Below are 25,203 nucleotides of genomic sequence, written 5' to 3'. Positions count from 1 at the left end.
TGTTTAATAAAGAATATAAATATCATAAGCACTCATAAAGATTATCAAACCAGTCTTTATGAGTGCTTTTATAATTGTATTAATACCATTAAGTTATCGTATGCTTTACTTTATCCTGTGACTTACTAACCAATTGTTCTATTTCCTTTGGTGGAACGGGTGGGCTGAAAAGGAAGCCTTGCATTTCGTTGCATTGCCATTGTTTAAGGAAAGTAAGTTGATTTTCTTCTTCGATACCTTCTGCTATTACGTTAATACCTAAACTTTGTGCCATGGAGATGATAGCTTTTACAATAGTGGCGTCACTACTGTTTTCCTGGATATTATTCATAAATAATCGATCGATTTTCAAATGATCAATTGGCATATTTCTTAAATAGCCAAGGGAGCTATATCCGGTACCAAAATCATCGAGACTAATATGTAATCCTAATTTCTTCAAATCCGCTAATACTTTTCCAGAATTCTCCACATCCATCGCCATGCTCTCTGTAATTTCAAGATTTAGCAGTGAAGGGTCTAATTGCTCCTTTTCAAGTGCTTCTGAAATGACATCTACAATGTTATGTTGTTTGAATTGTAAGGCAGAAAGATTAACTGACATTTGGATGGGAAATAGATTTTCCTGCCATTGTTTACACTGTGCAATTGCTGTTTTCAAAACCCAGTTGCCAATTGGTATAATAAGTCCCGATTCTTCAGCTTGAGGTATAAATTTACCAGGTGGAATAATGCCTTTTTCTGGATGGATCCAACGCACTAATGCTTCCACGCCAATAATTTCTCCAGTCTGAATATGAAGTCGAGGCTGATAATATAAAACGAATTCTTTCTGCTCTAAAGCTCTTCGTAATTCACTTTCTAAATGAAGGTTTTGTTTATTCTCCGTTTCGCTTTCTTGTTGGAAAAAGGAGAGTCGATTTTTTCCTCGAGATTTTGCGTCATACATAGCTGTATCTGCGTTTTTAATAAGAGAATCTTTATCTGTACCATCCCTTGGATACATCGCCACTCCAATGCTAGTCGTGATGAATATTTCTAAGGTTTTTATATGGTAAGGATGGGTTAATGATTGAATAATGAGGTTAGCAATAACATTTGCTTCTTGTTTATTGGTATCCTGAAGAAAGATGGTAAATTCATCTCCTCCATTTCGGGAAACAATCCCTTTACCCCCTATACAACCGCGCAATCTTTCAGCTACATCCATTAGCAATAAATCACCGAAATCGTGACCTAAAGAGTCATTGATCATTTTAAATCGATCCAAATCTAAAAATAATACAGCAGCTTGCGACTTTCCTTTTTTTGTTTCCTCTAATGATTTTGTTATGTATTTATGAAAAAATCTTCTGTTAGGTAAACCGGTTAGAGTGTCGTTATAAGCCAGTTTTCGAATGGTGGCCTCTGTTTCTTTTGCGTCGGTAACATCCCTGGCGTATACAGTGAAAACAGGTGATCCTTCTTTTTTAATTCTAGTAATTGTCATCTCTAGTATAAACTCAGTACCGTCTTTCCGCTTTCCTGTAACTTCCATTCGTTTTCCTAGTACAATGTCTTTGTCGTTGGACGTGAGCGCCTGTGCTAATAGTGTGTTCTCCATATTTTGGCCTATAAGATCCTCCTGGGAATAACCGAATGTTCTACTGACTGCAGGATTACATTCTACAATATTTCCTTGGTGATCAATTATCATTACGCAGTCTATTACAGACTCAAGAATAGATAATTTAAAGGCCTTTTCCTGCTTTAGCCTTCTTTCTAGGATAGTAGAAATGGTTATTGTAACCCCAAGTATGACAATGGTGCCGATGGATACTAAGACAGCGATGGTATGAATGTTGATTAAAGAAGAGGTAAAATTACTTAATTCTTCATGATCAGGCACATAAGATGCTGCTGCCATTCCGGTGTAATGCATACCTGCAATAGCAAGACCCATAATCAGTCCACTACCTAATTTTTCTACCGAGACCATTCCCTTTTGATTTTCACGAAACTTAAATGCTAGCATCAATGCCACAATCGATGCAACGATTGCAACGAATATTGAGGCAGTGAAAAGTAAAGGATCATAGGTAATATGTACTCCTTTCATAGCAGCCATTCCAATATAGTGCATACTACTAATTCCGATTCCCATGAACAAACCACCAATGACTAATTTAACAATGGTTGTATTCTGTCTGCTTGTGAAATATAGTCCACACAATGAAGCAACTATAGCCACAAGGATAGAAATAATAACAGTAAATATATCATACTGAATAGAGTAGGGTAATCGAAAAGCTAGCATAGCAACAAAATGCATAGCCCAAATACCAATACCCATGGCGATAGCCCCGCTTAATAACCATAAATTCTTATTCCATCCTTTTGAAAAATTGATTCTCCTTGCAATATCGAGCGCCGTCAAAGAAGCCATAAACGCTATAAAAAAGGAAAGAGCAACCAAATATCCGTTATGACTTCCATGCATATGCTGCATTTATGTATCCTCCTTCTGAGATGTTTTGTGATTCTCATTATTTACAATGAAAATAGTAGTAATTGGAAACAGCAAAGCGGACACAAATACAAAAAAAGAGGCTATCTCAAGTTTGGGATAGCCTCTCACTCTTTCTAAACATGAATGATTAAAGTTAGTAATCTTAGATAGTCTTCAAATGGCGCAACTTTTATCCATGTAGAACTACATTTAACATCAAAGTATTAAAAAGAATACGGTAACCCAGCTGTCATGACCAATCGGTATTAGACCTGTGGCTTTGCGTCCCTCTCTTTCGAAAAGGTTTGCCTTTTTCACTTTTTACTAAGTAATTATTCCTAATACTAATTTATCATATGTATGTAGAAATGTAAATTATTGGGAGTATTAGATTGTAGAATACATAAGACAATGAATGGAACTAAAAATAAGGTATAGTCATAATTAAGTCTTTAGGACTACCCTGTTTTATAAAAACAGAAGAGATTCAGTTCAATGGCGGAAAAATTAGGATCAGTCCCTCGCTTCACTTAATGGACAGAGAAGCGGGGATTGACATTTTTTTATTCATTAATTATTACCTGTCTACCTCCAAGCCACCCAGCAAGAAGAATGATAATAGAAACAAATAATAACATTAATAATGGAGCAGTCCAACTTCCCGTAAAGTCATGTAACCCACCAAATAATACTGGTCCAAGTGCGGCAAGTGAGTAACCGAATGATTGTGCCATTCCGGATAGTTCCGACGCGTCATATCCATCTTTTGTTCGTAATGTAAAAAACATCATGGATAAACTAAAGCCACTACCACAACCAATACCTATCATGACCACTGAAATCATAATTAAGCCAGGATTACCATTTAATAAACCGAATATACCTAAAATAAAAACAGCCCCTGTAAAGGCACCTAACCCTTTTTGATTCTTCATTCTATCAGCAATAATCGGTAAGACAAACGATGTGGGAATGAGGGAGAATTGCATCAACGATAGCATCCAACCTGCTTCACTCGCCGAGTATCCATTTGATTGTAATATTTCTGGCAACCATGTCATCGGTGTATAAAACATGAGAGATTGGAATCCCATGAAAATAGTAACTTGCCAAGCTGTAAAAGAAGTCCACATAGTAGCTTTCTTTCTTTTATTATTTGAATCGGACTTAGATGTTTCTTTAGGATGACGTAATTGCGGAAACCAAAGAATGAGCGCAAATATAATTAAAATCGCCCAAACCCCTAACGCCCCTTGCCATCCTAATTTGCCTATGTTGGATAACGGTACACTTACCCCCGATGCTAATCCACCAAACATATTCATAAAAACGGTATAAATTCCTGTAATTAATCCAATTTTTAATGGGAAGCTCATTTTAATATAACCTGGTAATAACACATTTCCAAAAGAAATGGCAATCCCGATGAAGGCGGTACCGATAAACAATGTTTCAACACCAGTAACGGAACGGATGATTATTCCAATAAAAAGCACGATCATCGATAGGAAAATCGTTTTCTCCATTCCAAAGCGATTAGCTACTTTCGGTGTAAAAGGAGAAACAAGTGCAAAGGCGAGAAGTGGTATTGTCGTAATAATTCCAACTACTGCATTACTAACCCCTAGACTATCACGAATTACGGAAATTAATGAACCGACGGATGTTAAAGGGGCGCGTAAAGTAGTGGCAAATAATAATATTCCAGCAAGTAATAAGAATGTACCTCTTTTTTGTTCAGTTTCTAATGATTGCCCTCGCATTACTTATTCAAACCTCCTTTCCAATTCTTCAATAATATTCCTTATTTAGTTTAACGCTAGTAATAGAAGAGTACAAATTTTGCAAGGTATATGTAAAATTTGTAAAGAACGGAGGGGGATGCGCTACTTCAGTGATTTCATTCTTCCGGTAAATATAGAACAAGGAAAAGGCACAATGAGCAGTATAGATGCTTTCATCGTGCCTTCATTCGCGTAAAATTATCGATTGTTCTCTTAAAGAACGTCATCATGCTTCAACTTTTTTAACAAGTTCTTACAAATTCCCCATGGATATTGTTCTTCTGGCGGATGGGAAATGACTTCTATTATTTCTTTTTTTACTGGGTGTTCGAACCGTAACGAGTGTGCCCAAAGCGCAATTTGCTGTCCAGGTCGATTTACATTTTGTCCATATTTTTGATCTCCGTATATTGGCGTTCCATTCTCCGAAAGCTGAACGCGTATTTGATGCGGCCGACCTGTGTGAAGTTGAACGGAAAGCAAGCTTAATTTTTCTGTTTTGGTAATCGTTTTATAGTCAAGAAGCGCCTTCTTTCCCTTCTTATGACTGGCTGCAACCGCATAAACTTTGTTTTCACGGTTGTTCTTCATAAGGTGATGTTCCAATGTTGCTTGATCTTTTTCTGGTACCCCCCTTACTACAGCCAAATAATTTCTTTTGATTGCCTGTCTCCGTATTAAATCCGACAGACGTGAAGCCGCCTTTGATGTTTTTGCAAAAACCATTACACCACCAACAGGACGATCTAAACGATGAACAAGGCCAAGAAAAACGTTTCCTGGTTTTTGATATCTAATTTTTAAATCTTGTTTCAACATAGAAAGAAAGTCTGTATCACCTGTACGATCTTCCTGGACAGGTATGTTTATTGGTTTCTCCACAAGTAATAGATGATTATCTTCATATAAAATTGAAATTCTCACACATACCAATACTCCCTTTAACATGATGTATCTATTCTATTAATCTTAGAAGCTTAAACTTATTTTAAGCATATAGCTTATAACTCTATTATGAATAGTATGTAATGTCAAAGGTTCTGATTTGTTTATGGAAATATCGAAAATCATATATAAAATGATAAAGAATTGAAATTTCATCTTCATGGACATCGTTAAAAAGCTTTTCTCATTAATGTAATAGGAAATGCTTTTCAACCTTAACTATCATTATCAATTTGCTAGTTTGAGAAACCTTGGGAAGGGATTGTTTGATTGAGGAAATGCAACATGAGGTAGGTTATCGTTGCTGTTTGGAAAGTTCGCGAAGTTTTCTCTCGTGCTGAGCAGTTTTACTCAACAAATAATCCGTAGTTTCTTGTGTTTCTGTTAATTCTACTCGTATTCCATCGACCTTCTTTTCAAGTCGATCAAAGCGATTATCCATCTTAGATTCCAAATTATCTATCCTGGATTCAAAGTTATCCATTCTAGATTCAAGATTGTTCATTCTAGATTCAAAGTTATCCATTCTAGATTCAAGGTTGTTCATCTTAGAATTCAATACATCAAATTTCTTCTCGATTTGTTCTGAATGAATGTTTAATGCATGTAGAATTTCCTTTAATATAGTTTCCTGTTCCATTTTTTCACCTCCTACTAACCATTATAGATGAGTTTGGACTGATTGAGAAGTGATGAATGCAAAAAGTCTATATCATACGTATATGCTCTTATTATGTTCTCTTTAGTTTTGCCATCATACCAATGAGTGCCGGAACGCAAGAGAAAAATCGGCGCTCCGCAACTCATGAGACCGATGAGTGCCGGAACGCAAGAGAAAAACCGGCGCTCCGCAACTCATACGACCAATGAGTGCCGGAACGCAAGGAAAAAACCAGCGCTCCGCAACTCATGAGACCGATGAGTGCCGGAACGCAAGAGAAAAATCGGCGCTCCGCAACTCATGAGACCGATGAGTGCCGGAACGCAAGGAAAAAACCAGCGCTCCGCAACTCATACGACCAATGAGTACCGGAATGCAAGGGAAAAACGAGCGCTCCGCAACTCATACGACCAATGAGTGCCGGAACGCAAGAGAAAAACGAGCGCTCCGCAACCCATAAGGCCAATGGGTGCCAGTGTGTAATTTAGTTCATTCTTCAAACTATCCAAGATAACTAGGGTTAGTTTTTGTATGTTGTTAAAAAATATCCAACCAAAAGCCTAACTTTTAAAGTTACCCTCACTAGAATAAATATTTACAACTCCACACAAGCTAAAAACATAAGTTAAAGCCAAATGAGTAAACTTTCCAATCTTAGAAGAAATAAAAAATTATAGTTTATTCAAATGAAAAAGGATGTCGTGATATGTTTAATTTGCGTGGGGATGCACATAAAATTTACTACCATATAAGAAAAACACCTCATCAGATTCGGGAGATAAAATACTTAAAAGAAATTGAAGAAATCCGTACTTTTTATCAATCCGTAGAGACTGACGTATTAAAATTGATCCATTATCGCATGATCAAAGAAAAGAATGGATCAGGAATGATACCTATCTTTGTAACCGCGATACCATGGCTGCTCTTTTTATTTTCCACACATTTAGAAGATTTTCTTTTTAAAGATGGGAGTATGCTATGGTTGTTCTTTAGCTTCATTTATTTACTTTTTTTGGCAATAAGTGTTATTTTACATTTTCGCGAGAGTGCGTGGGCTGCCACTCATATTGAAATCATTCAAGATATTATAAAGGATAGAAATGAGAAAGTTTTTTCGGAGTAGTGGTTGAAGCTAACTAACAATGTGCAATCCCTCACTGTGTGACTGCAAAAAGTCAGTGAGGGATTATTTATTTTTTAGCAGATAGGAAAGCATAAAATCTTTCCCGTCTGGGCTCGGTTACTCGCCCCACCGTAAAGATATGCATAAGTGCAACTAAGTCATTCGCCCAAAGGCTTGGCGAATGCCAAGTTTTCTAATAAAAAAATAGCATCAGAACTCTAATTGCGCTTCAAATAATCTTTTATTTTACCTTACAATAAAATGTATTGTCAATAAGAAATTTGTGATATTTCCAAATAAATGTTACAATAGTCTTATAATTGTTTTTTAATCGTATTTCAATTCCTATTTTTAGATGGAATACGTTTTTTGTTTTCTTTTTTATGTAATGGAAAGGTGCTCGAATATGAATATTACCGGTGAAGTCATCTACTGCAACAAAGTTAAGATTTAAACAATTGGTGGTTTTGAAGTTAGTTGATAGGAATTATAAATTGTTATCTTATATTTATAGTGAATCGATTTTTCATACTACAAGGAGGACTAGGGTAATGAATCTAATCAATAAGAAAGTTACACACAAGTTTTTTGGCACAGGTAGTATAGTTAAATATAATGATTCTTTTATTGAAATACATTTCGCAACGGAAAATAAAAAGTTTGTTTTCCCCGATGTATTTAGAAGGCACCTAAAACTGCATGATGAAAATGCTGCTAATTCACTCGAAAAAGTAATACAAAAAAAGGAAATGGAACGAAAGAAGGAAGAATGGAAGAAGGAAGAGGAGAGAATACGACAACATAAAGAACAGCAACTTCGCTTGGAACATGAAAAACTTATGAAAAATCATAAACTTCATCCCAAATCACAAATGGTATTTTGGTGTGACACGGAAGAACAGAATAGTTCTTTTTCAGAGTGGAAGGTTTTTTCAGGCGTTATAAAAAGTGGTACTAACAAAGGGAAGCCAAACAAACCCATCCGTATGCACCAAAATAGCGCTTGCCTTTTAACAGCGAGAGATTCCAGCATGCCTGAAAAGGACAGACGTATCTTAGGAGTCTATATGGTGAATGAAGATTTTATCGGTAAGCTTTGTGAAGATGGATATATTCCTGCTCACACTGAATACAAACTCCAACTTACAGAACAAGAATCGGAACAGATGCTTTTTTGGAAATATTATGTTAATGAAAAATTCCCCCACAAAATGACATGGAATACAGGAAAATATCGTTATTTCGATAATTTATGGATGGCCCAAATTTTGTTTGATATCATTTCCTTGAAAAGTGACCCACAGGAACGGGAGCTGGCACAACGCTTTTTTGAACATTTCTGTAAAATGAATCAGATAAGGGATCAGGAGTTGCCAAAGTCTAATGGCGCATTGATGCGTATTTAGACGTCAGCCCAAGAGTAACAACGTGGCGGGGTTTATTTCATAAAACCTCCAGGAACAGGATAAAATCTAAAAGCGTCAGTCCTCCAGTACGTTAACAAAGTGGAGGACTGACACCCAAGTTTTAGTAACTATCATAAAATCCCCCTTCATTTCCCCTAAACTATAAGATGCTTTTTCCTAGTTAACATGATACACATGAATATATTTCTTTCCAATATCCAGTAGGTTTTTTCATTATATGATAGTTGTATAGAATGCTAATTTAATAATAAATAGATGTATATTATGAATGGTTATGTTCTTTTTATACGCCAATTTTGACCAAACTTTAATTTAGAACCTTAGGATATTATCATGCCAGCAATTATGGAGGTTACTATGGAAAATGCACAAGATTTATATTTTTATTCACCAAAGGTAAAAAACTTTCTTTTATTCATTATGGTGCTGGTCTTTACAGTATTTGGTGGATTGATATGCGGGGTTGCTTATAAAGAGGGGGATTTTTTTATTAGTAGTGTGGGCGCATTTATTGCATTGTTTTTTGGCTTATTGATCTTAGGTATATTCAAAAAAATACTGAGTCCTAAACCTTACCTCATTTTAACGGAAGAAAAATTAATTATTAGTGCTTCATCCAAGAACGCGGTTCCTATTAAATGGGAGGATATAAAAGGCTATAACATTCAAAATGTCCATTTTAATAAATTTATAGAAATTATGTTACAAGATGAGGAAAAATATCGTGAACGTATGTCCAATACAACGAGAAAGCTCAATAAGCTTAATGATGTAATGAATTATTCTCCGTTTGCTATTGCGTGGGGGCAAATTAAACGCAAAGATAGAGACAGACTTGTGTACGAATTAGATAGATTAAATAGGCATGCCAATGAATTTTATAATCAACTTTATGATCAAATGAATGCTGATAATAAACAACAAAAATCTTATAGACAAGTTAATGGAAAATATATATTGAAATCATACGGATTCAGTTTAATCTTGACAGGTGTTACATTTCTTTTTTTTATTGGGCGAATGATGATGATTATATACCGTTTCTTATTGTTTCGTTTATATTGTATCCCTTTGCGAGAATCATTTATGATGTCCTGTTGGGATTCAAATTTGATTATAAAGCGAAAAAGCAGTCGTTCCTATCTGGATATTTTTACCAGTTTAGGTTTGCCATTCATGTGTTAATCTATTATTTAAGTTTTTACATAGCCCCACTTGGCATTCTTTATATTATCTTTAAAGCCTGTTACAGACTCATAAAAAAGAGAAAATGATGATATGTACTATACCCAGGGGCGCTTAAGCTTCTAAACTGGGTCTTGAAGATGATATTTATCCGGAATATGGATAGTATAAATATTTCTTTGCTTACGAAAAAGACATGTATTATTCCAAGGCATCACTTTGATTGAAGTGCCCTTAAGAATCATTTAAAATATAATTAAATCCAAATGACATAGGAGAGGATACAAAATGGCAAATGTATGCTTTTTACTTGCTGATGGTTATGAAGACTCGGAGATGAAAAACCCTTATGATGCAATGAATGAGGCAGGCCACAAAACCGTTGTTGTAGGTCTTGTAAAAGGAGCTGAACTTAAAGGAAAGAAAGGAGCGGTTTATACTTCCGACCTTTCTATAAGCGAAGTGAAGGCTGACGAATATGATGCAGTTATTATTCCTGGTGGATCAGCACCAGAGGCACTTCGAGTAAATGACAAAGTAGTGGAATTCGTAAAACAAGCAAATGAACAAGGCAAAGTGATAGCTGGTATTTGTCATGGCCCGCAAGTAATGATTAGTGCATCCATTCTAAATGGGGTAAAAGCAACTTCATTTATCGGAATCCGTGATGATTTGAAAAATGCTGGATCTAACTTTATGGACCAAGAGGTAGTGGTGGACGGAAATATTATCACTTCTCGTACACCAAAGGATGAGCCAGCATTTATTAAAGAAATTTTAAATAAATTATAAGACTGTTTTTCTTGGGGGGTTCTTCTGTTTTGGAAGGGCCCTTTTTTAAACTACAATAGTAGTAAGCGTTAGTAGGTCCGACACTAAACAATGAAGGAAAATGTAATAAAATACCACTTTCTCTTCCTTTGATTTAAAGTCAAATTCCGTGTACAATCATGTCTATAGCAGTAATGCAAGAACATAAATAAGGTAAGGTGGATTACCATAAGAAAAATAAAAAGCTTCATATTCGTTGTTTTAGGCTTTATTTCGTTCGGAATCGGTGTAGCTGGTGTAGTACTACCTGTACTTCCGGGAGGCCCGTTTTTCTTATTTGCAGCCTTTTGCTTTGCTAGAAGTTCCAAACGGGTGGAAAATTGGTTCAAGGGCACGGCTTTTTACATGGAATATGTAGTACGAATTCGGGAAAATAAAGGTATGACAAGAAAAGAAAAAATTCGCATTAACCTAATTGCCGATTCCTTTATTTTATTTTCTGTTATATATGTGGACTTTCTATTTGTCAAAATCATGATGATTGTTCTTTGTATGATTAAACATTACTACTTCATTATGAAAATACCAACGATTACTCCTGAAGAGGCTAAAAATATTAGAAATGCCTTACGTAATCGACAACATACAAACCTCACTAGCTGAATCTAGGGCTTGTGAGGTTTTTTACATGGAACATTTTTTAAATAACAATAGGAGTGGGAGGTATTATAGTTTAGATCATATACGTCTGAAAGGGCTACATGTATTAGGTGCGTCCGTACATATTGGCACTGTGAAAGGTATGGTTAGTAATTATATCGCCTACTCGAAATCCGTGGGGCCATCGTAGGATTCTTTTCAAATGGTATGTTTGCGAGCTACGGAGCATTAATAAGCAGTAGTTTTTATCCAGTACAAACCCTCAGTACAGCGACAAATACTATTTTTAACTTTGGTAGAGCGGTTAGGGGATTTTTGCCAATATTTGTTGGTTTCTTACTAGGGCTATGCTAAATGTTACCGGAACAAGTAAAAGATAATAAAAAACAAGATAATCAAGCAGTAAATGTACATAGAAGCTACTATAAAAGCAACAACATCTTTTCCGACGCTGCAAATCCAACTTCAATTCATAAAGCTAAATAACATGTTGCAAAATTTCTTGCGTAAATATATAATGAAGTATGTTCCTGATGTACCCATAGGGGTATGTTGGTGGATTGCTTTAGGAGGGATATAAGATATGGATAAACATATAGATGAAATTCAAAGCTATATAGATAATCCTGAAAAACAAAAACAACTGTACAAACGTACATTAGTTATTATTATAATTGCTCAAATCCTTGGTGGGGCTGGTCTAGCAGCCGGTATTACAGTAGGTGCTTTACTTGCTGAAGATATGTTAGGTTCTAATACACTAGCTGGTTTACCTATTGCATTATTTACGTTAGGTTCGGCGGGGGCAGCGTTGATTGTCGGAAATCTTTCTCAACGCTATGGTCGTCGTATTGGCCTTGCATCAGGTTTTATCACAGGTGGCTTAGGTGCAGTAGGTGTTGTGCTTGCCGCTATCTTTCATAATGTTGTACTTCTTTTTATCGCCTTATTAGTTTACGGTGCAGGTACAGCTACGAATTTACAAGCTCGTTATGCTGGAACGGATTTAGCTAGTGACAAGCAACGTGCTACTGCCATTAGTATGGCAATGGTATCCACAACATTTGGTGCTGTATTAGGGCCAAACCTAGTGGATGTTATGGGTAATTTCGCGTTGTCAATTGGTGTACCAGCATTAGCAGGACCATTTATTTTAGCTGGTGCTGCATTTCTGTTGGCTGGGTTAGTGTTTCTTATTTTGCTTCACCCAGATCCACTTAAAGTTGCACAAGCAATCTCAAAAAGTAAGGATGAGAACGAAGAGAAAACAAATCATCAAACAGTGAATGATTCAAAACTGAATCAACGAACGATAACCATTGGTGCAACAGTTATGGTAGTGACGCAAATTGTGATGGTTGCTGTTATGACGATGACTCCAGTACACATGGAGGAACACGGCCACGGGCTCTCGGCAGTAGGATTAGTTATTGGCTTTCATATTGGGGCCATGTATTTGCCGTCACTTGTTACGGGAGTTCTTGTAGATAAAGTTGGACGAAAGGTAATGGGAATTGCCTCAGGTATAACTCTATTACTAGCTGGATTACTTGCTGCTTTTGCTCCTATGGAATCAATTGTTCTGCTAACTGTAGCTTTAATTCTTTTAGGACTAGGTTGGAATTTTGGTTTAATCAGTGGAACAGCACTTATCGTTGATGGTACTACACCAACCAATCGGGCAAAAGTTCAGGGTACGGTTGATGTTCTTATCGCATTGTCCGGTGCTGCTGGCGGTGCTTTATCTGGTATGATCGTAGCAGGTTCAAGCTTTACTGTTCTATCGTTAGGAAGTGGCTTCGTTTCTTTATTACTAGTTCCAGTAATTTTAATCGTGTTACGTAAACAAAATAAGAAAGAAATGGAATAAGTTTATGAAACTTCATAAATGTTGATTGCCAACACTTATGAGGTTTTTTTCATATTTGGGAATTAATCTATGAAAATAAACACATTCTAGCATTAAATATTTTTTTAAGAATTATCATGGTCTCTTTTTATCACGTCTTAACTGGCTGGCTTGGCTGACTATAAGCGCAATGTCCTATTGCAATGTCAGCACTCGCACGTCCTGGGACTCCGATTACTCGTCCCACTGTAATGTTTTGTGCCTCGTAAGACCCCCACTTCAAAAGTCGAGTAAAACCAAGAAATTTAAGTGGGGGACAACAGCCAGTAGCGCCCTGATAAGCTCAACTATCATTCAGTTGGTGGGATGAAAGAAAACCCCGACTGAATGAGTTTCACTTTACTATTCCCCTAACCAAATTTTAAAATTATCTAGTAAGATATGATGGGAAAGAGCTAGAAAGCTGGAAAAAAAACGATGTCTGTTGCGATTAAATGAACGGTAAAAAGAATATCGATAATAGGGTTGACTTTTTACCCCTTGGGGTATATTATAAGACATGTAGTTGATTTACACGGATGAAATCAGTGGAAAATATTTAAATAAATATCAACCATTCATTTTTTTTAGTTGAAATAATACCTTGGGGGGTAATTGTATGATTCAAACAAATCTTCAGCTTGATGCAAAAGGTCTTGCATGTCCAATGCCGATTGTAAAAACAAAAAAAGCAATCACTGATTTGGAAGAAGGTCAAGTATTGGAAATTCAAGCAACTGACAAAGGGTCAAAAGCAGATTTAGCTGCTTGGGCAAGTTCTGTCGGACACCAATATTTAGGAACAGTGGAAGATGGCGAAGTACTCTACCATTACATTCGCAAAGGTTCGAATGAGCTGGAAGTGGAAAAAACATTTGAACACACTGTGTCACTTGACGAACTGGAATCACGTGATGGATTCATTCTAGATGTACGCGAAGCAGCGGAATATGCATTTGGTCATATGGAAGGTGCCATTTCTATTCCAATGGGAGAATTAGAATCTCGCATGGACGAATTGGATAAAGAGAAAGAATTATATGTGATTTGCCGTACAGGAAGACGTTCTGATTTGGCGGCACAACTTTTAGCTAACAATGGTTTTACGAAAGTTTATAACGTTCTACCAGGTATGAATGAGTGGAACGGTAAAATATCAAAAGAAGTCTAGGAGGAATTTAATTATGTCAAATAAAGTAGCAATTATCGCAGCAAACGGTGGAATGTTTGATGCATACAAAGTATTCAATATCGCAACGGCAGCAGCAGCTTCAGAAAAAGAGGTACAAATCTTTTTCACTTTTGAAGGATTAAACTTAATTCACAAACAAGGAATGCATGCATTAGAAATGCCAGCAGGTAAAGAACATTTTGCTGAAGGGTTTGAAAAAGCAAACGTTCCTACTATTCCACAACTAGTAGAGATGGCTCAAGAGCTTGGGGTTAAATTTATTGCTTGCCAAATGACTATGGATGTTATGGGTCTTACGAAAGAAGATTTCGTGGATGGAATCGAAGTTGGTGGAGCGGTAACATTCCTAGAATATGCGAAAGATGCAGCACCGACATTAACTTTCTAATTGATTTGAAAAACATCATGCAGTGGGGGATTCTCCACTGCAAAAAAATTAACAGAAATATACCTAAGGGGGTAATTGTTTAAATGACTGTAAATAAATGGACTGCAGCAAAAGTAGCTCGAAAAGTAATTGATAATGAAGAATTATTTATTTTAGACGTACGTAATCCAGATGCTTTTAACGATTGGAAAATAGAAGGACATAAATTTGAGTATTTAAATATTCCTTACTTTGAATTATTAGATGGTGTAGAAGAAATCCTACCTAAGCTTCCAATGGATAAAGAAGTTCTAGTCGTATGTGCGAAAGAAGGATCTTCTATTATGGTAGCTGAAATGTTATCAGAAGAGGGACGTGAAGTAGCCTATCTTGAAGGTGGAATGAAGGCTTGGAGTAGCTACTTAGAACCAATCAAAGTGGCTGATTTAGAAAATGGTGGTGAACTATACCAATTTGTTCGCCTTGGTAAAGGTTGCCTATCCTATATGGTGATTTCGGAAGGGGAAGCTGCAATTATTGATGCAGTTCGCTTCACGGATGTATTTACAAGCTTTGCGAAAGTTAAGGGTGTGGAAATTAAACATGTCTTTGATACACATTTACACGCAGATCATATTTCAGGTGGACGTCAAATTGCTGCAGCAACAGGCGCAACCTACTATTTACCACCAAAAGATGCGACTGAAGTAGTGTTTGATTATACAGCATTAACAGATGGCTTACATGTTACGATTGGTTCATCTCAAATTGATGTAAATGCCCTATACTCACCTGGTCATACGATTGGTTCTACTTCATTTGTTATTGACAATCAATTTTTATTAACAGGTGATATTTTATTTATCGACTCTATTGGTCGTCCAGATTTAGCAGGACTTGCAGAAGATTGGGTTGGTGATCTACGAGAAACATTATATTCCCGTTATCGTGAACTAGCAGTAGACTTAGTAGTATTACCTGCACATTTCATGATTATTGATGAATTAAATGAAGATGGTACCGTAGCTAGAAGACTAGGAGACCTATTTAAACAAAACCATGGTCTTAACATCGAGGACGAAGAAGAATTCCGTCGTACGGTTACAGATAATCTACCACCACAGCCAAATGCATATGAAAAAATTCGTCAAGTAAACATGGGGAAAATTACTCCTGATCATGACGAACAAACCGAAATGGAAATTGGACCAAATCGTTGTGCGGTTCGCTAATTGAAGTTAATCAGCGTTGAATCAAGAAAAGGCGCAGTTTAGAAAAAAACTACAGTGGAGGTAAATCAAATGAACATTACAAAAACATTAGATGCAAAAGGATTAGCATGTCCAATGCCAATTGTTAGAACGAAAAAAGCAATGGATGCTATTAATACTGGTGAAGTATTAGAAGTACAAGTAACAGATAAAGGTGCATTAAATGATATTCCAGCATGGGCAAAATCGGGAGGTCACTCCATAATCAATCAAAGAGAAGAAGCTGATGTTATTATCTTCCATATTCAAAAAGCATAATTAAATAGGCGAGTAGTAATGACTTTCATTAGATAGAAAGAAGGATATACGAATGGATCTGACGTTTTTTATTGTCATTTTTGGCCTTGGTTTTATAGGTTCATTTTTATCGGGAATGTTAGGAATTGGCGGGGCAATCGTTAAATATCCATTGTTGCTGTATATCCCACCTATGTTTGGATTGGCGGCTTTTACAGCGCATGAGGTTTCGGGTATTAGTGCTATAGAAGTTTTATTTAGTTCGCTTATAGGGGTATGGGCATACCGTAAAGGTGGTTATTTAAATAAACAACTGATTCTATATATGGGCGGAGCTATTATTATTGGTAGTCTTATCGGTAGCTATGGATCAAGTCTATTATCAGAAGAGGCTGTTAATGTTGTTTATGGCATTTTGGCATTAATTGCCGCTGTCATGATGTTTGTTCCGAGAAAGCAAGTAGATGATAAGCGACTAGATGAAGTGACATTTAATAAGCCACTGGCAGCAATACTAGCGTTAATCGTTGGAATCGGTTCAGGAATCGTTGGTGCAGCAGGAGGATTCTTACTCGTACCTATCATGTTAACGATACTACACATACCAACACGCATGACCATTGCAACAAGTCTAGCCGTTACATTTATTTCTTCTATTGGGGGAAGTATTGGTAAACTTGTTACTGGCCAAGTAGATTTTTGGCCGGCGTTAATTATGATTATAGCGAGTTTCATAGCAGCACCACTTGGGGCAAAAGTTGGCAAAAAGACGAATACACGAATTTTACAAGTTGTATTAGCGCTGATGATTGCGGGTACTGCAATGAAGATTTGGTTTGATATTTTAATGTAGGTGACATGTTGCAAAGAGAAGTCATTATACAGAAATTTTTTTAACAAAGTGATAGATTTACTTTTAAAATATAGATAAGTCCATGTAATTCATATTAAAATTAAGTAATTGGAGGTATTTAAAATGAAAGAAATTACAGCAAAAGAATTAGAACAAAAGTTAGCTTCAGGTGAAAAACTGAATATTATTGACGTTAGAGAAGATGAGGAAGTCGCTACTGGTAAAATCCGTGGCGCAAAACATATCCCACTAGCCCAAATTCCGGAACGCCTAGATGAGTTAAATAAAAATGAACATTACTTCATGGTATGCCGCTCAGGTGGTAGAAGTGGTAATGCATGTCAATTATTAATCCAAAATGGTTATGATGTGACAAATATGGTAGGGGGCATGCTTGACTGGGAAGGAGAAATAGAGTAAATACTTCATTTCTATTAAACTATCACGAAATAGGAGCATAATAATGGATATCATACAATGGATATTTTTAATTATCGTTATTGCATTTTTAATTAATCGATTTATGCCAGTTAAAGGCATTACGAATATAAGTGTTCAAGAAGCAAAAGATAAATTCAAGGATAACAAAGTACAATTTATTGACGTTCGTACGCCTGGTGAATATAAAGCAAATCACCGCAAACCTTTTGAAAATATTCCTTTATCAAATTTGGGTAACAAAATAGATAAACTGGATAAGGAAAAAGAGGTCGTTGTTATCTGTCAAAGTGGAATGAGAAGTGCAAAGGCGGCAAAATTTCTTAAGAAACAAGGCTTTGATAAGATCTACAATGTTAAGGGTGGCATGAGTGCTTGGCTATAAGAAAGGTGGAAGACCGTGGCGAATAAAGTAACACCAGAAGAGGTAGCTGAACGTATTCAGAATGGGGAAGAAGTAACGGTTATTGATGTTCGTGAAATTAGCGAAGTAGTTACCGGTAAAATCCCCGGTTCAAGGCATATTCCATTAGGTCAACTTGCTTTACGCAAGGGTGAATTAGATAAGAATCAAACTTATATTATCACATGCCAATCTGGTAACCGTAGTAAAGCTGCTTGTGGAATTCTCGAAGCATTAGGCTATAAGGTTGAGGATATGGTTGGTGGAATGAATAACTGGAGTGGTAATACCGAGTAAAGCGGTGGAGCTTTTATTGGTTGAACTCTACGGAGAGAAGCTCTATCACGGTCGAGAAGACATGAAAAGAGGTTGAATTCGACCGAGAGAAGCTCTATCACGGTTGAGAAGACATGAAAAGAGGTCGAACTCTACCGAGAGAAGCTCTGTCACGGTCGAGAAGACATGAAAAGAGGTTGAACTCTACCGAGAGAGGATCTATCACGGTTGAGAAGACATGAAAAGAAGTCGAACTCTACCGAGAGAGGATCTATCACGGTTGAGAAGACATGAAAAGAGGTCGAACTCTACCGAGAGAAGCTCTGTCACGGTCGAGAAGACATGAAAAGAGGTTGAACTCTACCGAGAGAAGCTCTGTCACGGTCGAGAAGACATGAAAAGAGGTTGAACTCTACCGAGAGAAGCTCTGTCACGGTCGAGAGGTTATGAAAAGAGGTTGAATTCGACCGAGAGTAAACTTCCATAGTCGAAAGTGCTAATTAAAGTTTGAATCATGTTGCACGCACAACATAAATGTTACCACCGCTCACTTGAACGATTTTTAATTAGTTTATTCAATCACTTGAAGAAACTTAAAAAGAGAATTTTTTTTTGATTTGCAGTGTCAGTTTTAATAAAAGTAGGTAATACCATAAGCAGTCCCACCAATGACGGGACTGCTTTTCTAAAATAAATATTTGAAATAGAGGCTATGCAGTATGAATGAAGATGTAATACTTTATACCACCACAATGTGTCCGGTATGTGGTATGGTTAGGGACTTTTTGACCAATATGAATATAGACTATAAAGAAATTAATGTGGACCTTAATCCAATAGTGATGATAAAACTGATTGGAAAAACGCGAAGATTCACTGTTCCTCAAACAAACATTAATGGGGAGTGGGTTTTTGGATTTGATCCAGTTCGTATGCTAGAAGTGTTAAGTACTGAGACTAATTAGCTGAAAAGCTATATTCTTTTGCTTTTAAAATCCCCCTGTAATACTACATAGGCAGCATTGTTAAAACGCTTAATAATAAGTATTCGGTTCTTGCGGTGTAAAGCAGAAATAGGATTTCTATTCGAATGCTAAAGCATAAAGATTATAGTATTCGATTTTTTTCTAAATCAAAATTTTTAAATTACTATACTTTGAGCTATTGATACAAAAAGTGCGATATGTTGATTTCCACACTGTTTTTCGATTAAAAAAATTTTTAACAGGGAAATTTTCGTATGTAATATGTTAAAAGTGGGTTATCAGAATTTTCAGTTTAATCATTGACATATATATGATGTAACTATATACTTCGGATATGTATGGACTTTATATATAAAGGGTGGAAGTAAAAATGGATGTTATTTTGAGATACCAGTGGGAAATATTTATTTTAGTGGAAGTTTTATCAGTAGTTTTCATTTTGTTATTTGGTATTGTTCGTTATGGATTTAACAAACAGAAATTAAGCTTATCTTTTTTATTTGTTTTTATTTTATTACTATTCTTGGAAGCTGGTTTAGCATTTTTTATTTATATGGAAACAGGTGAATTTTCTACATTTCAAATCATCATTACGATATTTCTTATTTATGCCTGTACGTTTGGGATTAGTGATTTCAAGAAGCTTGATCGTTGGATGCGTTTAAAAATAGGGAATTGGCGAGGAATAGATCTACTGACGGAAAGAGATAAATACGTGATAAAGAAACAAAAGGATCCTAGGTATATTGCTAAAAAATATCGTTATAGTTCTATGATTCATTTTCTGCTTTTTATGATTGCACAATTGATATTTTTGTCTTATAGCCTAGATAGTATGGAACAAGCGTTAGCCTATTTAACAGACTTATCGTGGGTAGGTACTGAAAATGTTGAAGAAACACCATACTCCAATGAAACGTTATATGGGATTTCTATGGTTTGGGGATTAGTGTTTATTATCGATTTTATATATTCATGGTCCTATACGATTTTTCCTTCAAAACAGAGATAAATAGATTGATAATGTTTTTAGACACCCGTTCAAAATAACACATGGATTAACCCACTTGCAAATTAGTAAGTGGTTTTTTACACACCTTATTTAACGGCAATGACTTAAAGGTTGAATGTTTGTTACTAAGGGCGTTTATTAGTAGCGGGAAAATCCCGCTACTTACCTAAATACATAATCTAAGTAATTATCATTCGCATCTCCAATTTCCACTCCGTTTTCCTTTAGTTCAATCCAAATATATCGGTCCAAGGAGTAAGGCGATTGAAGCTGAAGCGATTCTAACAAAGAATTGGAAATGGATATTTTTGCAGTTTGCGTACTATCTTGGACAGATAGGCTGTAGCCTTCCGTTTTAGTTACCTCGATTTTATAGTTTTCATTCCACTCTTGAAGTTGTTTTTCAATGACCTCGATTACATGATTTAAAAATTTTTCTCCTTCCAGATTTTTGGCCATATAACCACGAATAAATCCTGTTGTATTCATCTGTATAACCTCCTATTGTTTATCAATAGGTATCAAGACCAATGAAAAAGCCCTTTGCAGCATATGAATGCATACAAAGGGCTAAAGCACCGTTCGTTATCATTCAAAGCAAGCTTTGCTGGTAGGAGCACCTTACCCTTGGGGTAGGTTGCTGTGAAGTCGTTGAGCCAGGACTCTCGTTCACTCTTGATAACCTTATTGATTTAGTTGTATTTTACCATAGATCGAGGAAAAATGCATACGAAAATATAATGAGCAAGGTAGCAGATCTTGAAGAAACATTTTGGGACGAGGAACCTGTCCCTATGTCCCGCTAGTATGTTATATTATTTTAGAGTAATACATTTATAAAAATTATAATTACGCATTTCTGGCGAATGACTATGGAGAGATTGCATATGAAGAAAATATTAATGTTAGCTACTGGTGGAACAATTGCTTCTGTGGTCGGAGATGAGGGACTTGCTCCGGAATTAACTGCAAAGGAATTACTGTATTTCCTTCCAGAAATACATGACCAGATGAATATCGATAGTAAAATAGTAATGAGTATAGATAGTACCAATATGCAGCCAGAGCATTGGGTAAAAATTGCTGAGTCCGTTTTTAATAATTATGAACATTATGACGGGTTTGTGATTACGCACGGAACGGATACGTTAGGGTATACGTCGGCAGCACTGTCTTACATGCTTCAGGGATTGGATAAACCAGTTGTTTTGACCGGTTCACAAGTTCCAATCAGTTTTAAGGAAAACGATGCTGAGAAAAATATTGCAGATGCACTAAGATTCGCCTGCGAGGATATTGGCGGTGTGTTTGTCGTTTTTGATGGACGTGTTATACAAGGAACGAGGGCGATTAAAATGCGGACAAAAAGCTACGATGCGTTTGAGAGCATTAATTCTCCGTATGTTGCGTATGTCAAGGAAGGGGAAGTGACTTATCACCAAAAATTAGAGCCCTCTCTACAAAAGCTTGTATATAATACGGATTTATGCCCAGATGTATTTGTTATGAAATTGTATCCTGGAGTGAAACCTGAGATTTTCGATTACTTGAGTAAGTCCTATAAAGGCATTATTATTGAAAGTTTTGGAAGTGGTGGGTTGCCTTTTTTAGGAAGAGATCTGCTTGCAAAAGTTAAGGAACTGACAGAAAAAGGTATTGCTATTGTCATTACGACTCAATGCCTAGAAGAAGGAGCGGATTTGCTGCTGTATGAAGTGGGACGCAAGGCTTCCAAGCATCCAGTTATCTTAGCCGGAGATATGAACACAGAAGCCATCGTTGCCAAATTAATGTGGGCGCTTGGACAAACGGATTCTTTAGCTAAAGTCAAAGAGATTATGGAAACATCAATGGCAGGGGATTTAACTATTAAATTGGGAAAAAACGAATAGCTCCTGTTTTTTAAAAAAATAGGAACGGTTTTTATATATGTAGGAGAGTGAGAATGTTGTCAATCACAATGAGTCATACGAGAATGGAAAAAGACTTCCTAGGGACAAAGGAAGTTCCGACTGAAGTTTACTATGGAGTTCAAACCATTCGTGCGGTTGAAAATTTCCCTATCACAGGGTACCGTATCCATGAAAATTTGATTACGGCAATGGCTATTGTAAAAAAAGCAGCCGCGCTTGCGAATATGGACGTGAAGCGGCTCGATTCGGCTGTTGGTAAAGCAATCGCCAAGGCTGCGGATGAAATGATGAAGGGTAAGTGGCATGATCAAATCATAGTTGATCCTATTCAAGGTGGGGCGGGAACTTCCATCAATATGAATATAAATGAGGTTCTTGCTAATCGCGCACTTGAATTAATGGGAAAGGAAAAAGGGGACTATTCCTATTGCAGCCCGAATACTCATGTCAATATGTCACAATCGACGAATGATGCCGTTCCATCGGCGATTCATCTTGCGGTGCTCCAACTATTGGAAAAGTTATTAGCAACGATGGAGCATATGCATTCTGTTTTTCAGCTGAAAGCAAAAGAATTTGATCCTATCATTAAAATGGGACGCACCCATCTTCAAGATGCCGTGCCAATTCGACTTGGTCAGGAGTTTGCAGCCTATAGCCGTGTAGTGGAACGCGATATCAAACGGATTAAACAATCGCGCCAACATTTATATGAATTAAATATGGGAGCAACCGCTGTCGGCACCGGTTTAAATGCGGACCCCCGTTATATCAAATTAGTTGTGTCTTACATTGCTGATATTAGCGGTCTTCCGGTAGTTGGCGCGGAACATCTTGTCGATGCCACGCAAAACACAGATTCTTATACAGAAGTCTCATCCGCATTGAAGGTTTGTATGACTAATATGTCAAAAATTGCGAATGACTTACGTTTAATGGCTTCAGGTCCAAGAGCTGGTTTAGGTGAAATCCGTTTACCTGCAAGGCAACCTGGTTCTTCCATCATGCCCGGAAAAGTAAATCCAGTGATACCGGAAGTGATTAATCAAGTGGCATTCCAAGTGATAGGTAACGACCATACCATCTCACTTGCATCCGAAGCAGGACAGCTAGAATTGAATGTCATGGGTCCTGTACTCGTCTTTAATTTGCTACAATCTATCACGATGATGAATAATGCTTTCGATACGTTTACAGACAATTGCTTAAAAGGAATCGAGGCCAATGAAGAGAGATTGCAAGCGTACGTTGAAAAGAGTGCCGGACTTATTACTGCAGTTAACCCCCATATTGGATATGAGCAAGCATCCAGAATTGCACACGAGGCAATACAAAGCGGGACTCCAATCCGGGAACTATGTTTAAAGTCTGGTGTATTAACAGAAGAAGAGTTAAATTTGATATTAAATCCAGATGAAATGACGCATCCCGGAATAGCTGGGGCTGAATTGCTGGGAAAATGAAAAGTTTAGGTAGATAACAATTTGTAAAATCATAATAGGACTTACTTTAGAAAACTTGGCATTCGCTGTAACGTTTACGAATGTCAAGTTTTCAAGCAATGCTTAAATATTATTTCAAGACCAATAAAAAGGCCCTTTGTCGCAAATGAATGCTGACAAAGGACTAAAGTAATGTTCGTTATCATTTAAAGCAGGTTTTCAGGTAGGAGCACCTTACCCGAGTGGATAGTTTGCTGCAGTTGTTCTTGTTCAGTCTTGATAACCGGGACGAGGAACTGTCCCTATGTCTCTTTTGTTGGGTATCCAATGAGGATTGCGATGATTCCGCAGATTCCTATGAGGATTGGATAGAAAGAGTATTGCAAAATGTTGACTGGCGATATTCCGGCTACGCTTGCAGCTGCCAGGAACTGGGCCCCATATGGTAGAAGGCCCTGGATCGCACAGGAGAAAATATCTAATAGACTTGCAGATTTCCGCGGCTCAATTTCATACTGATCAGCAATGTTTTTTGCAAGTGGGCCGGCAATTAAAATAGCAATCGTATTATTAGCAGTTGATAAATCCGTTAGGCCAACAAGACCGGCAATACTAAATTCAGCACCCTTTTTCGATTTAATTCTTCGTGTCACAAGGTGAAGCAGGTAGTCGATTCCACCGTTAAATTTAATAACTTCTACCATTCCAGCTATTAATATGGCAAGAAAGGCCATTTCATACATGCCTACCATTCCTTCACCAATCTTTTGCAAAAAACTCATAATACTATAGCTGCCATCCGCTAAGCCAACAGCCCCGGCGAGCACAATCCCTGATGCCAGAACAAGGAAAACATTCATACCAGCTAACGCAAAAATAATAACTAAAACATAGGGAAGAATTTTTACCCAATTATAGCTTAGATGCTCTACTTGTGCCGTTTCACCCATTGTAATTGCCCCTAAAATAATGCACGTTACAATAGCTGCGGGCAATACAATCCAAAAATTCACCTTAAATTTATCCTTCATTTGAGCGCCCTGTGAACGAACCGCAGTGATTGTTGTATCGGAAATAAAGGATAAATTATCGCCAAACATCGAACCGCCAATAATTGCTGCCATTACTAAAGCCATGGAAAGATTGGTTTGCTCACTTATCCCTATTCCAACTGGTGCCAGTGCAACAATTGTTCCAACCGATGTACCCATGGATAGGGAGATAAAGCCGGCGATAATGAATAAGCCTACGACAAGCAGGTTTTGTGGAATGATCGATAAAGCAAAATTAACCGTGGAGTCCACCGAGCCCATGCCTTTTGCAGCCTCAGAAAAGGCCCCAGCCAAGAGGAAAATAACGACCATTAGCATGACATTTACGTTTCCGGCGCCTTGGCAAAAAATATCAACTTTTTTCGCGAACGGTTCTTTCTGGTTCATTGCCAGAGCCACAGCACCTGAAATGGCAATGGCTACAATAACAGGAAAGGCATAAAAATCACCTGCGATAATCCCTGAACCGATAAATAAAATTAAAAAAACAACAAATGGGATCAGCGCCCATGGATTTCCTTTCTTCATTGTCTACCTCCAAAAAGTAAAACGGGATACGTCTTTGTCTAATTCTATGACCCGAAAAAAAGACCTCATTTTAAAACAATAAGGCCTCATATCTATACAAAATTCCTCTTATCTCTCAGCCTAGCTTGCTGGATTTCACAAAGAAACTTAATCAAGAAGTTCAACCGCCAATGATTCATCGGACCAGTATCTCTTTCTTGAAAAGAAGAAAAGGTCTTATTTTTTATTGCATTAATAAAGAGTACATGATTTTTAGTTGTTTATCAACAAAATCGTTATGTATTGTATCTTGATGTAG

At 36.9% G+C, this 25,203-nt stretch carries 25 protein-coding genes, 1 pseudogene and 2 riboswitches; of the genes and pseudogenes, 20 read left to right on the top strand and 6 right to left on the bottom strand.

Features of this window, described 5'->3' with window-relative positions; translation table 11 throughout:
- Positions 1-88 precede the first annotated feature (88 nt).
- From A9178_RS01850 to A9178_RS01835, 4 genes are all read right to left on the bottom strand, one after another.
- On the bottom strand, positions 89-2,488 hold the full coding sequence (locus tag A9178_RS01850; protein ID WP_068672215.1) for a bifunctional diguanylate cyclase/phosphodiesterase: 2,400 nt from the start codon (positions 2,486-2,488) through the stop codon (positions 89-91).
- Between the two features lie 234 nt (positions 2,489-2,722).
- Positions 2,723-2,808: riboswitch (cyclic di-GMP riboswitch) on the bottom strand.
- A 243-nt stretch (positions 2,809-3,051) separates the two neighbouring features.
- Positions 3,052-4,251: a CynX/NimT family MFS transporter gene (locus tag A9178_RS01845; RefSeq protein WP_068672214.1), complete on the bottom strand. Its 1,200-nt coding sequence runs from the start codon at positions 4,249-4,251 to the stop codon at positions 3,052-3,054.
- Positions 4,252-4,485: 234 nt separating this feature from the next.
- On the bottom strand, positions 4,486-5,196 hold the full coding sequence (locus tag A9178_RS01840; RefSeq protein ID WP_068672213.1) for an RluA family pseudouridine synthase: 711 nt from the start codon (positions 5,194-5,196) through the stop codon (positions 4,486-4,488).
- 316 nt (positions 5,197-5,512) lie between these two features.
- Positions 5,513-5,857, bottom strand: coding sequence for a hypothetical protein (locus tag A9178_RS01835; RefSeq protein ID WP_068672212.1), 345 nt, complete (start codon positions 5,855-5,857; stop codon positions 5,513-5,515).
- A gap of 727 nt (positions 5,858-6,584) precedes the next feature.
- Between A9178_RS01835 and A9178_RS01830 the strand changes: the two genes are divergently transcribed.
- The 18 genes and pseudogenes from A9178_RS01830 to A9178_RS01755 all read left to right on the top strand — a co-directional run bounded on the left by A9178_RS01830 (position 6,585) and on the right by A9178_RS01755 (position 19,970).
- The gene (locus A9178_RS01830) at positions 6,585-7,004 is read left to right on the top strand and encodes a hypothetical protein (RefSeq protein ID WP_068672211.1); all 420 of its coding nucleotides are present in this window, start codon (positions 6,585-6,587) and stop codon (positions 7,002-7,004) included.
- A 551-nt stretch (positions 7,005-7,555) separates the two neighbouring features.
- Positions 7,556-8,410, top strand: coding sequence for a malate synthase (locus tag A9178_RS01825; RefSeq protein WP_068672210.1), 855 nt, complete (start codon positions 7,556-7,558; stop codon positions 8,408-8,410).
- A 378-nt stretch (positions 8,411-8,788) separates the two neighbouring features.
- Positions 8,789-9,616 carry an STM3941 family protein gene (locus A9178_RS01820; RefSeq protein ID WP_068672209.1) on the top strand — a complete coding sequence of 276 codons (828 nt, stop codon included), beginning with the start codon at positions 8,789-8,791 and terminating at the stop codon, positions 9,614-9,616.
- A 288-nt stretch (positions 9,617-9,904) separates the two neighbouring features.
- Entirely contained in the window at positions 9,905-10,408 is a 504-nt protein-coding gene (locus A9178_RS01815) for a type 1 glutamine amidotransferase domain-containing protein (RefSeq protein ID WP_068672208.1), read from the top strand.
- Between the two features lie 183 nt (positions 10,409-10,591).
- A complete protein-coding gene (locus A9178_RS01810; RefSeq protein WP_369801941.1) occupies positions 10,592-11,050 on the top strand; it encodes a YbaN family protein in 459 nt (152 codons plus the stop codon).
- 168 nt (positions 11,051-11,218) lie between these two features.
- Positions 11,219-11,389 (top strand): annotated as a pseudogene (locus A9178_RS19270) (MFS transporter); the annotation flags it as partial.
- Between the two features lie 12 nt (positions 11,390-11,401).
- A complete protein-coding gene (locus tag A9178_RS19470) occupies positions 11,402-11,533 on the top strand; it encodes a hypothetical protein (RefSeq protein ID WP_255376702.1) in 132 nt (43 codons plus the stop codon).
- Positions 11,534-11,630: 97 nt separating this feature from the next.
- The gene (locus A9178_RS01805; RefSeq protein WP_068672206.1) at positions 11,631-12,917 is read left to right on the top strand and encodes an MFS transporter; all 1,287 of its coding nucleotides are present in this window, start codon (positions 11,631-11,633) and stop codon (positions 12,915-12,917) included.
- Between the two features lie 637 nt (positions 12,918-13,554).
- Complete coding sequence (locus A9178_RS01800) at positions 13,555-14,106, top strand: sulfurtransferase TusA family protein (protein WP_068672205.1); 552 nt, start codon at positions 13,555-13,557, stop codon at positions 14,104-14,106.
- Between the two features lie 13 nt (positions 14,107-14,119).
- Entirely contained in the window at positions 14,120-14,515 is a 396-nt protein-coding gene (locus tag A9178_RS01795; RefSeq protein ID WP_068672204.1) for a DsrE/DsrF/DrsH-like family protein, read from the top strand.
- An 83-nt stretch (positions 14,516-14,598) separates the two neighbouring features.
- Positions 14,599-15,726: an MBL fold metallo-hydrolase gene (locus A9178_RS01790; RefSeq protein WP_068672203.1), complete on the top strand. Its 1,128-nt coding sequence runs from the start codon at positions 14,599-14,601 to the stop codon at positions 15,724-15,726.
- A gap of 69 nt (positions 15,727-15,795) precedes the next feature.
- On the top strand, positions 15,796-16,023 hold the full coding sequence (locus tag A9178_RS01785; protein WP_068672202.1) for a sulfurtransferase TusA family protein: 228 nt from the start codon (positions 15,796-15,798) through the stop codon (positions 16,021-16,023).
- A gap of 52 nt (positions 16,024-16,075) precedes the next feature.
- On the top strand, positions 16,076-16,855 hold the full coding sequence (locus tag A9178_RS01780) for a sulfite exporter TauE/SafE family protein (RefSeq protein WP_068672201.1): 780 nt from the start codon (positions 16,076-16,078) through the stop codon (positions 16,853-16,855).
- A gap of 123 nt (positions 16,856-16,978) precedes the next feature.
- A complete protein-coding gene (locus A9178_RS01775; RefSeq protein WP_068672200.1) occupies positions 16,979-17,275 on the top strand; it encodes a rhodanese-like domain-containing protein in 297 nt (98 codons plus the stop codon).
- A gap of 43 nt (positions 17,276-17,318) precedes the next feature.
- Positions 17,319-17,678 (top strand): rhodanese-like domain-containing protein, encoded by a 360-nt coding sequence (locus tag A9178_RS01770; RefSeq protein ID WP_068672199.1) that lies wholly within the window; start codon positions 17,319-17,321, stop codon positions 17,676-17,678.
- 15 nt (positions 17,679-17,693) lie between these two features.
- The gene (locus A9178_RS01765; RefSeq protein WP_068672198.1) at positions 17,694-17,993 is read left to right on the top strand and encodes a rhodanese-like domain-containing protein; all 300 of its coding nucleotides are present in this window, start codon (positions 17,694-17,696) and stop codon (positions 17,991-17,993) included.
- A gap of 698 nt (positions 17,994-18,691) precedes the next feature.
- On the top strand, positions 18,692-18,937 hold the full coding sequence (locus A9178_RS01760) for a glutaredoxin family protein (RefSeq protein WP_068672197.1): 246 nt from the start codon (positions 18,692-18,694) through the stop codon (positions 18,935-18,937).
- 391 nt (positions 18,938-19,328) lie between these two features.
- Complete coding sequence (locus A9178_RS01755) at positions 19,329-19,970, top strand: hypothetical protein (RefSeq protein WP_068672196.1); 642 nt, start codon at positions 19,329-19,331, stop codon at positions 19,968-19,970.
- A gap of 162 nt (positions 19,971-20,132) precedes the next feature.
- Here A9178_RS01755 and A9178_RS01750 read toward each other — a convergent pair whose 3' ends face one another.
- Entirely contained in the window at positions 20,133-20,459 is a 327-nt protein-coding gene (locus tag A9178_RS01750; RefSeq protein ID WP_068672195.1) for a hypothetical protein, read from the bottom strand.
- 93 nt (positions 20,460-20,552) lie between these two features.
- A riboswitch (SAM riboswitch) is annotated at positions 20,553-20,655 on the bottom strand.
- Between the two features lie 202 nt (positions 20,656-20,857).
- Here A9178_RS01750 and A9178_RS01745 point away from each other — a divergent pair.
- Both A9178_RS01745 and aspA read left to right on the top strand, forming a co-directional pair.
- On the top strand, positions 20,858-21,862 hold the full coding sequence (locus A9178_RS01745) for an asparaginase (protein WP_068672194.1): 1,005 nt from the start codon (positions 20,858-20,860) through the stop codon (positions 21,860-21,862).
- A 68-nt stretch (positions 21,863-21,930) separates the two neighbouring features.
- A complete protein-coding gene (gene aspA, locus A9178_RS01740) occupies positions 21,931-23,346 on the top strand; it encodes an aspartate ammonia-lyase (protein WP_197482147.1) in 1,416 nt (471 codons plus the stop codon).
- Positions 23,347-23,627: 281 nt separating this feature from the next.
- Here aspA and A9178_RS01735 read toward each other — a convergent pair whose 3' ends face one another.
- Positions 23,628-24,905 (bottom strand): Na+/H+ antiporter NhaC family protein, encoded by a 1,278-nt coding sequence (locus A9178_RS01735; protein WP_068672192.1) that lies wholly within the window; start codon positions 24,903-24,905, stop codon positions 23,628-23,630.
- Between the last annotated feature and the right edge of the window lie 298 nt (positions 24,906-25,203).

This window comes from Oceanobacillus sp. Castelsardo, from assembly GCF_001659985.1.
Lineage (GTDB): Bacteria > Bacillota > Bacilli > Bacillales > Amphibacillaceae > Oceanobacillus.
Note: the sequence above shows the minus strand (reverse complement) of the source record. Positions and strands in the feature narration are given on the sequence as shown.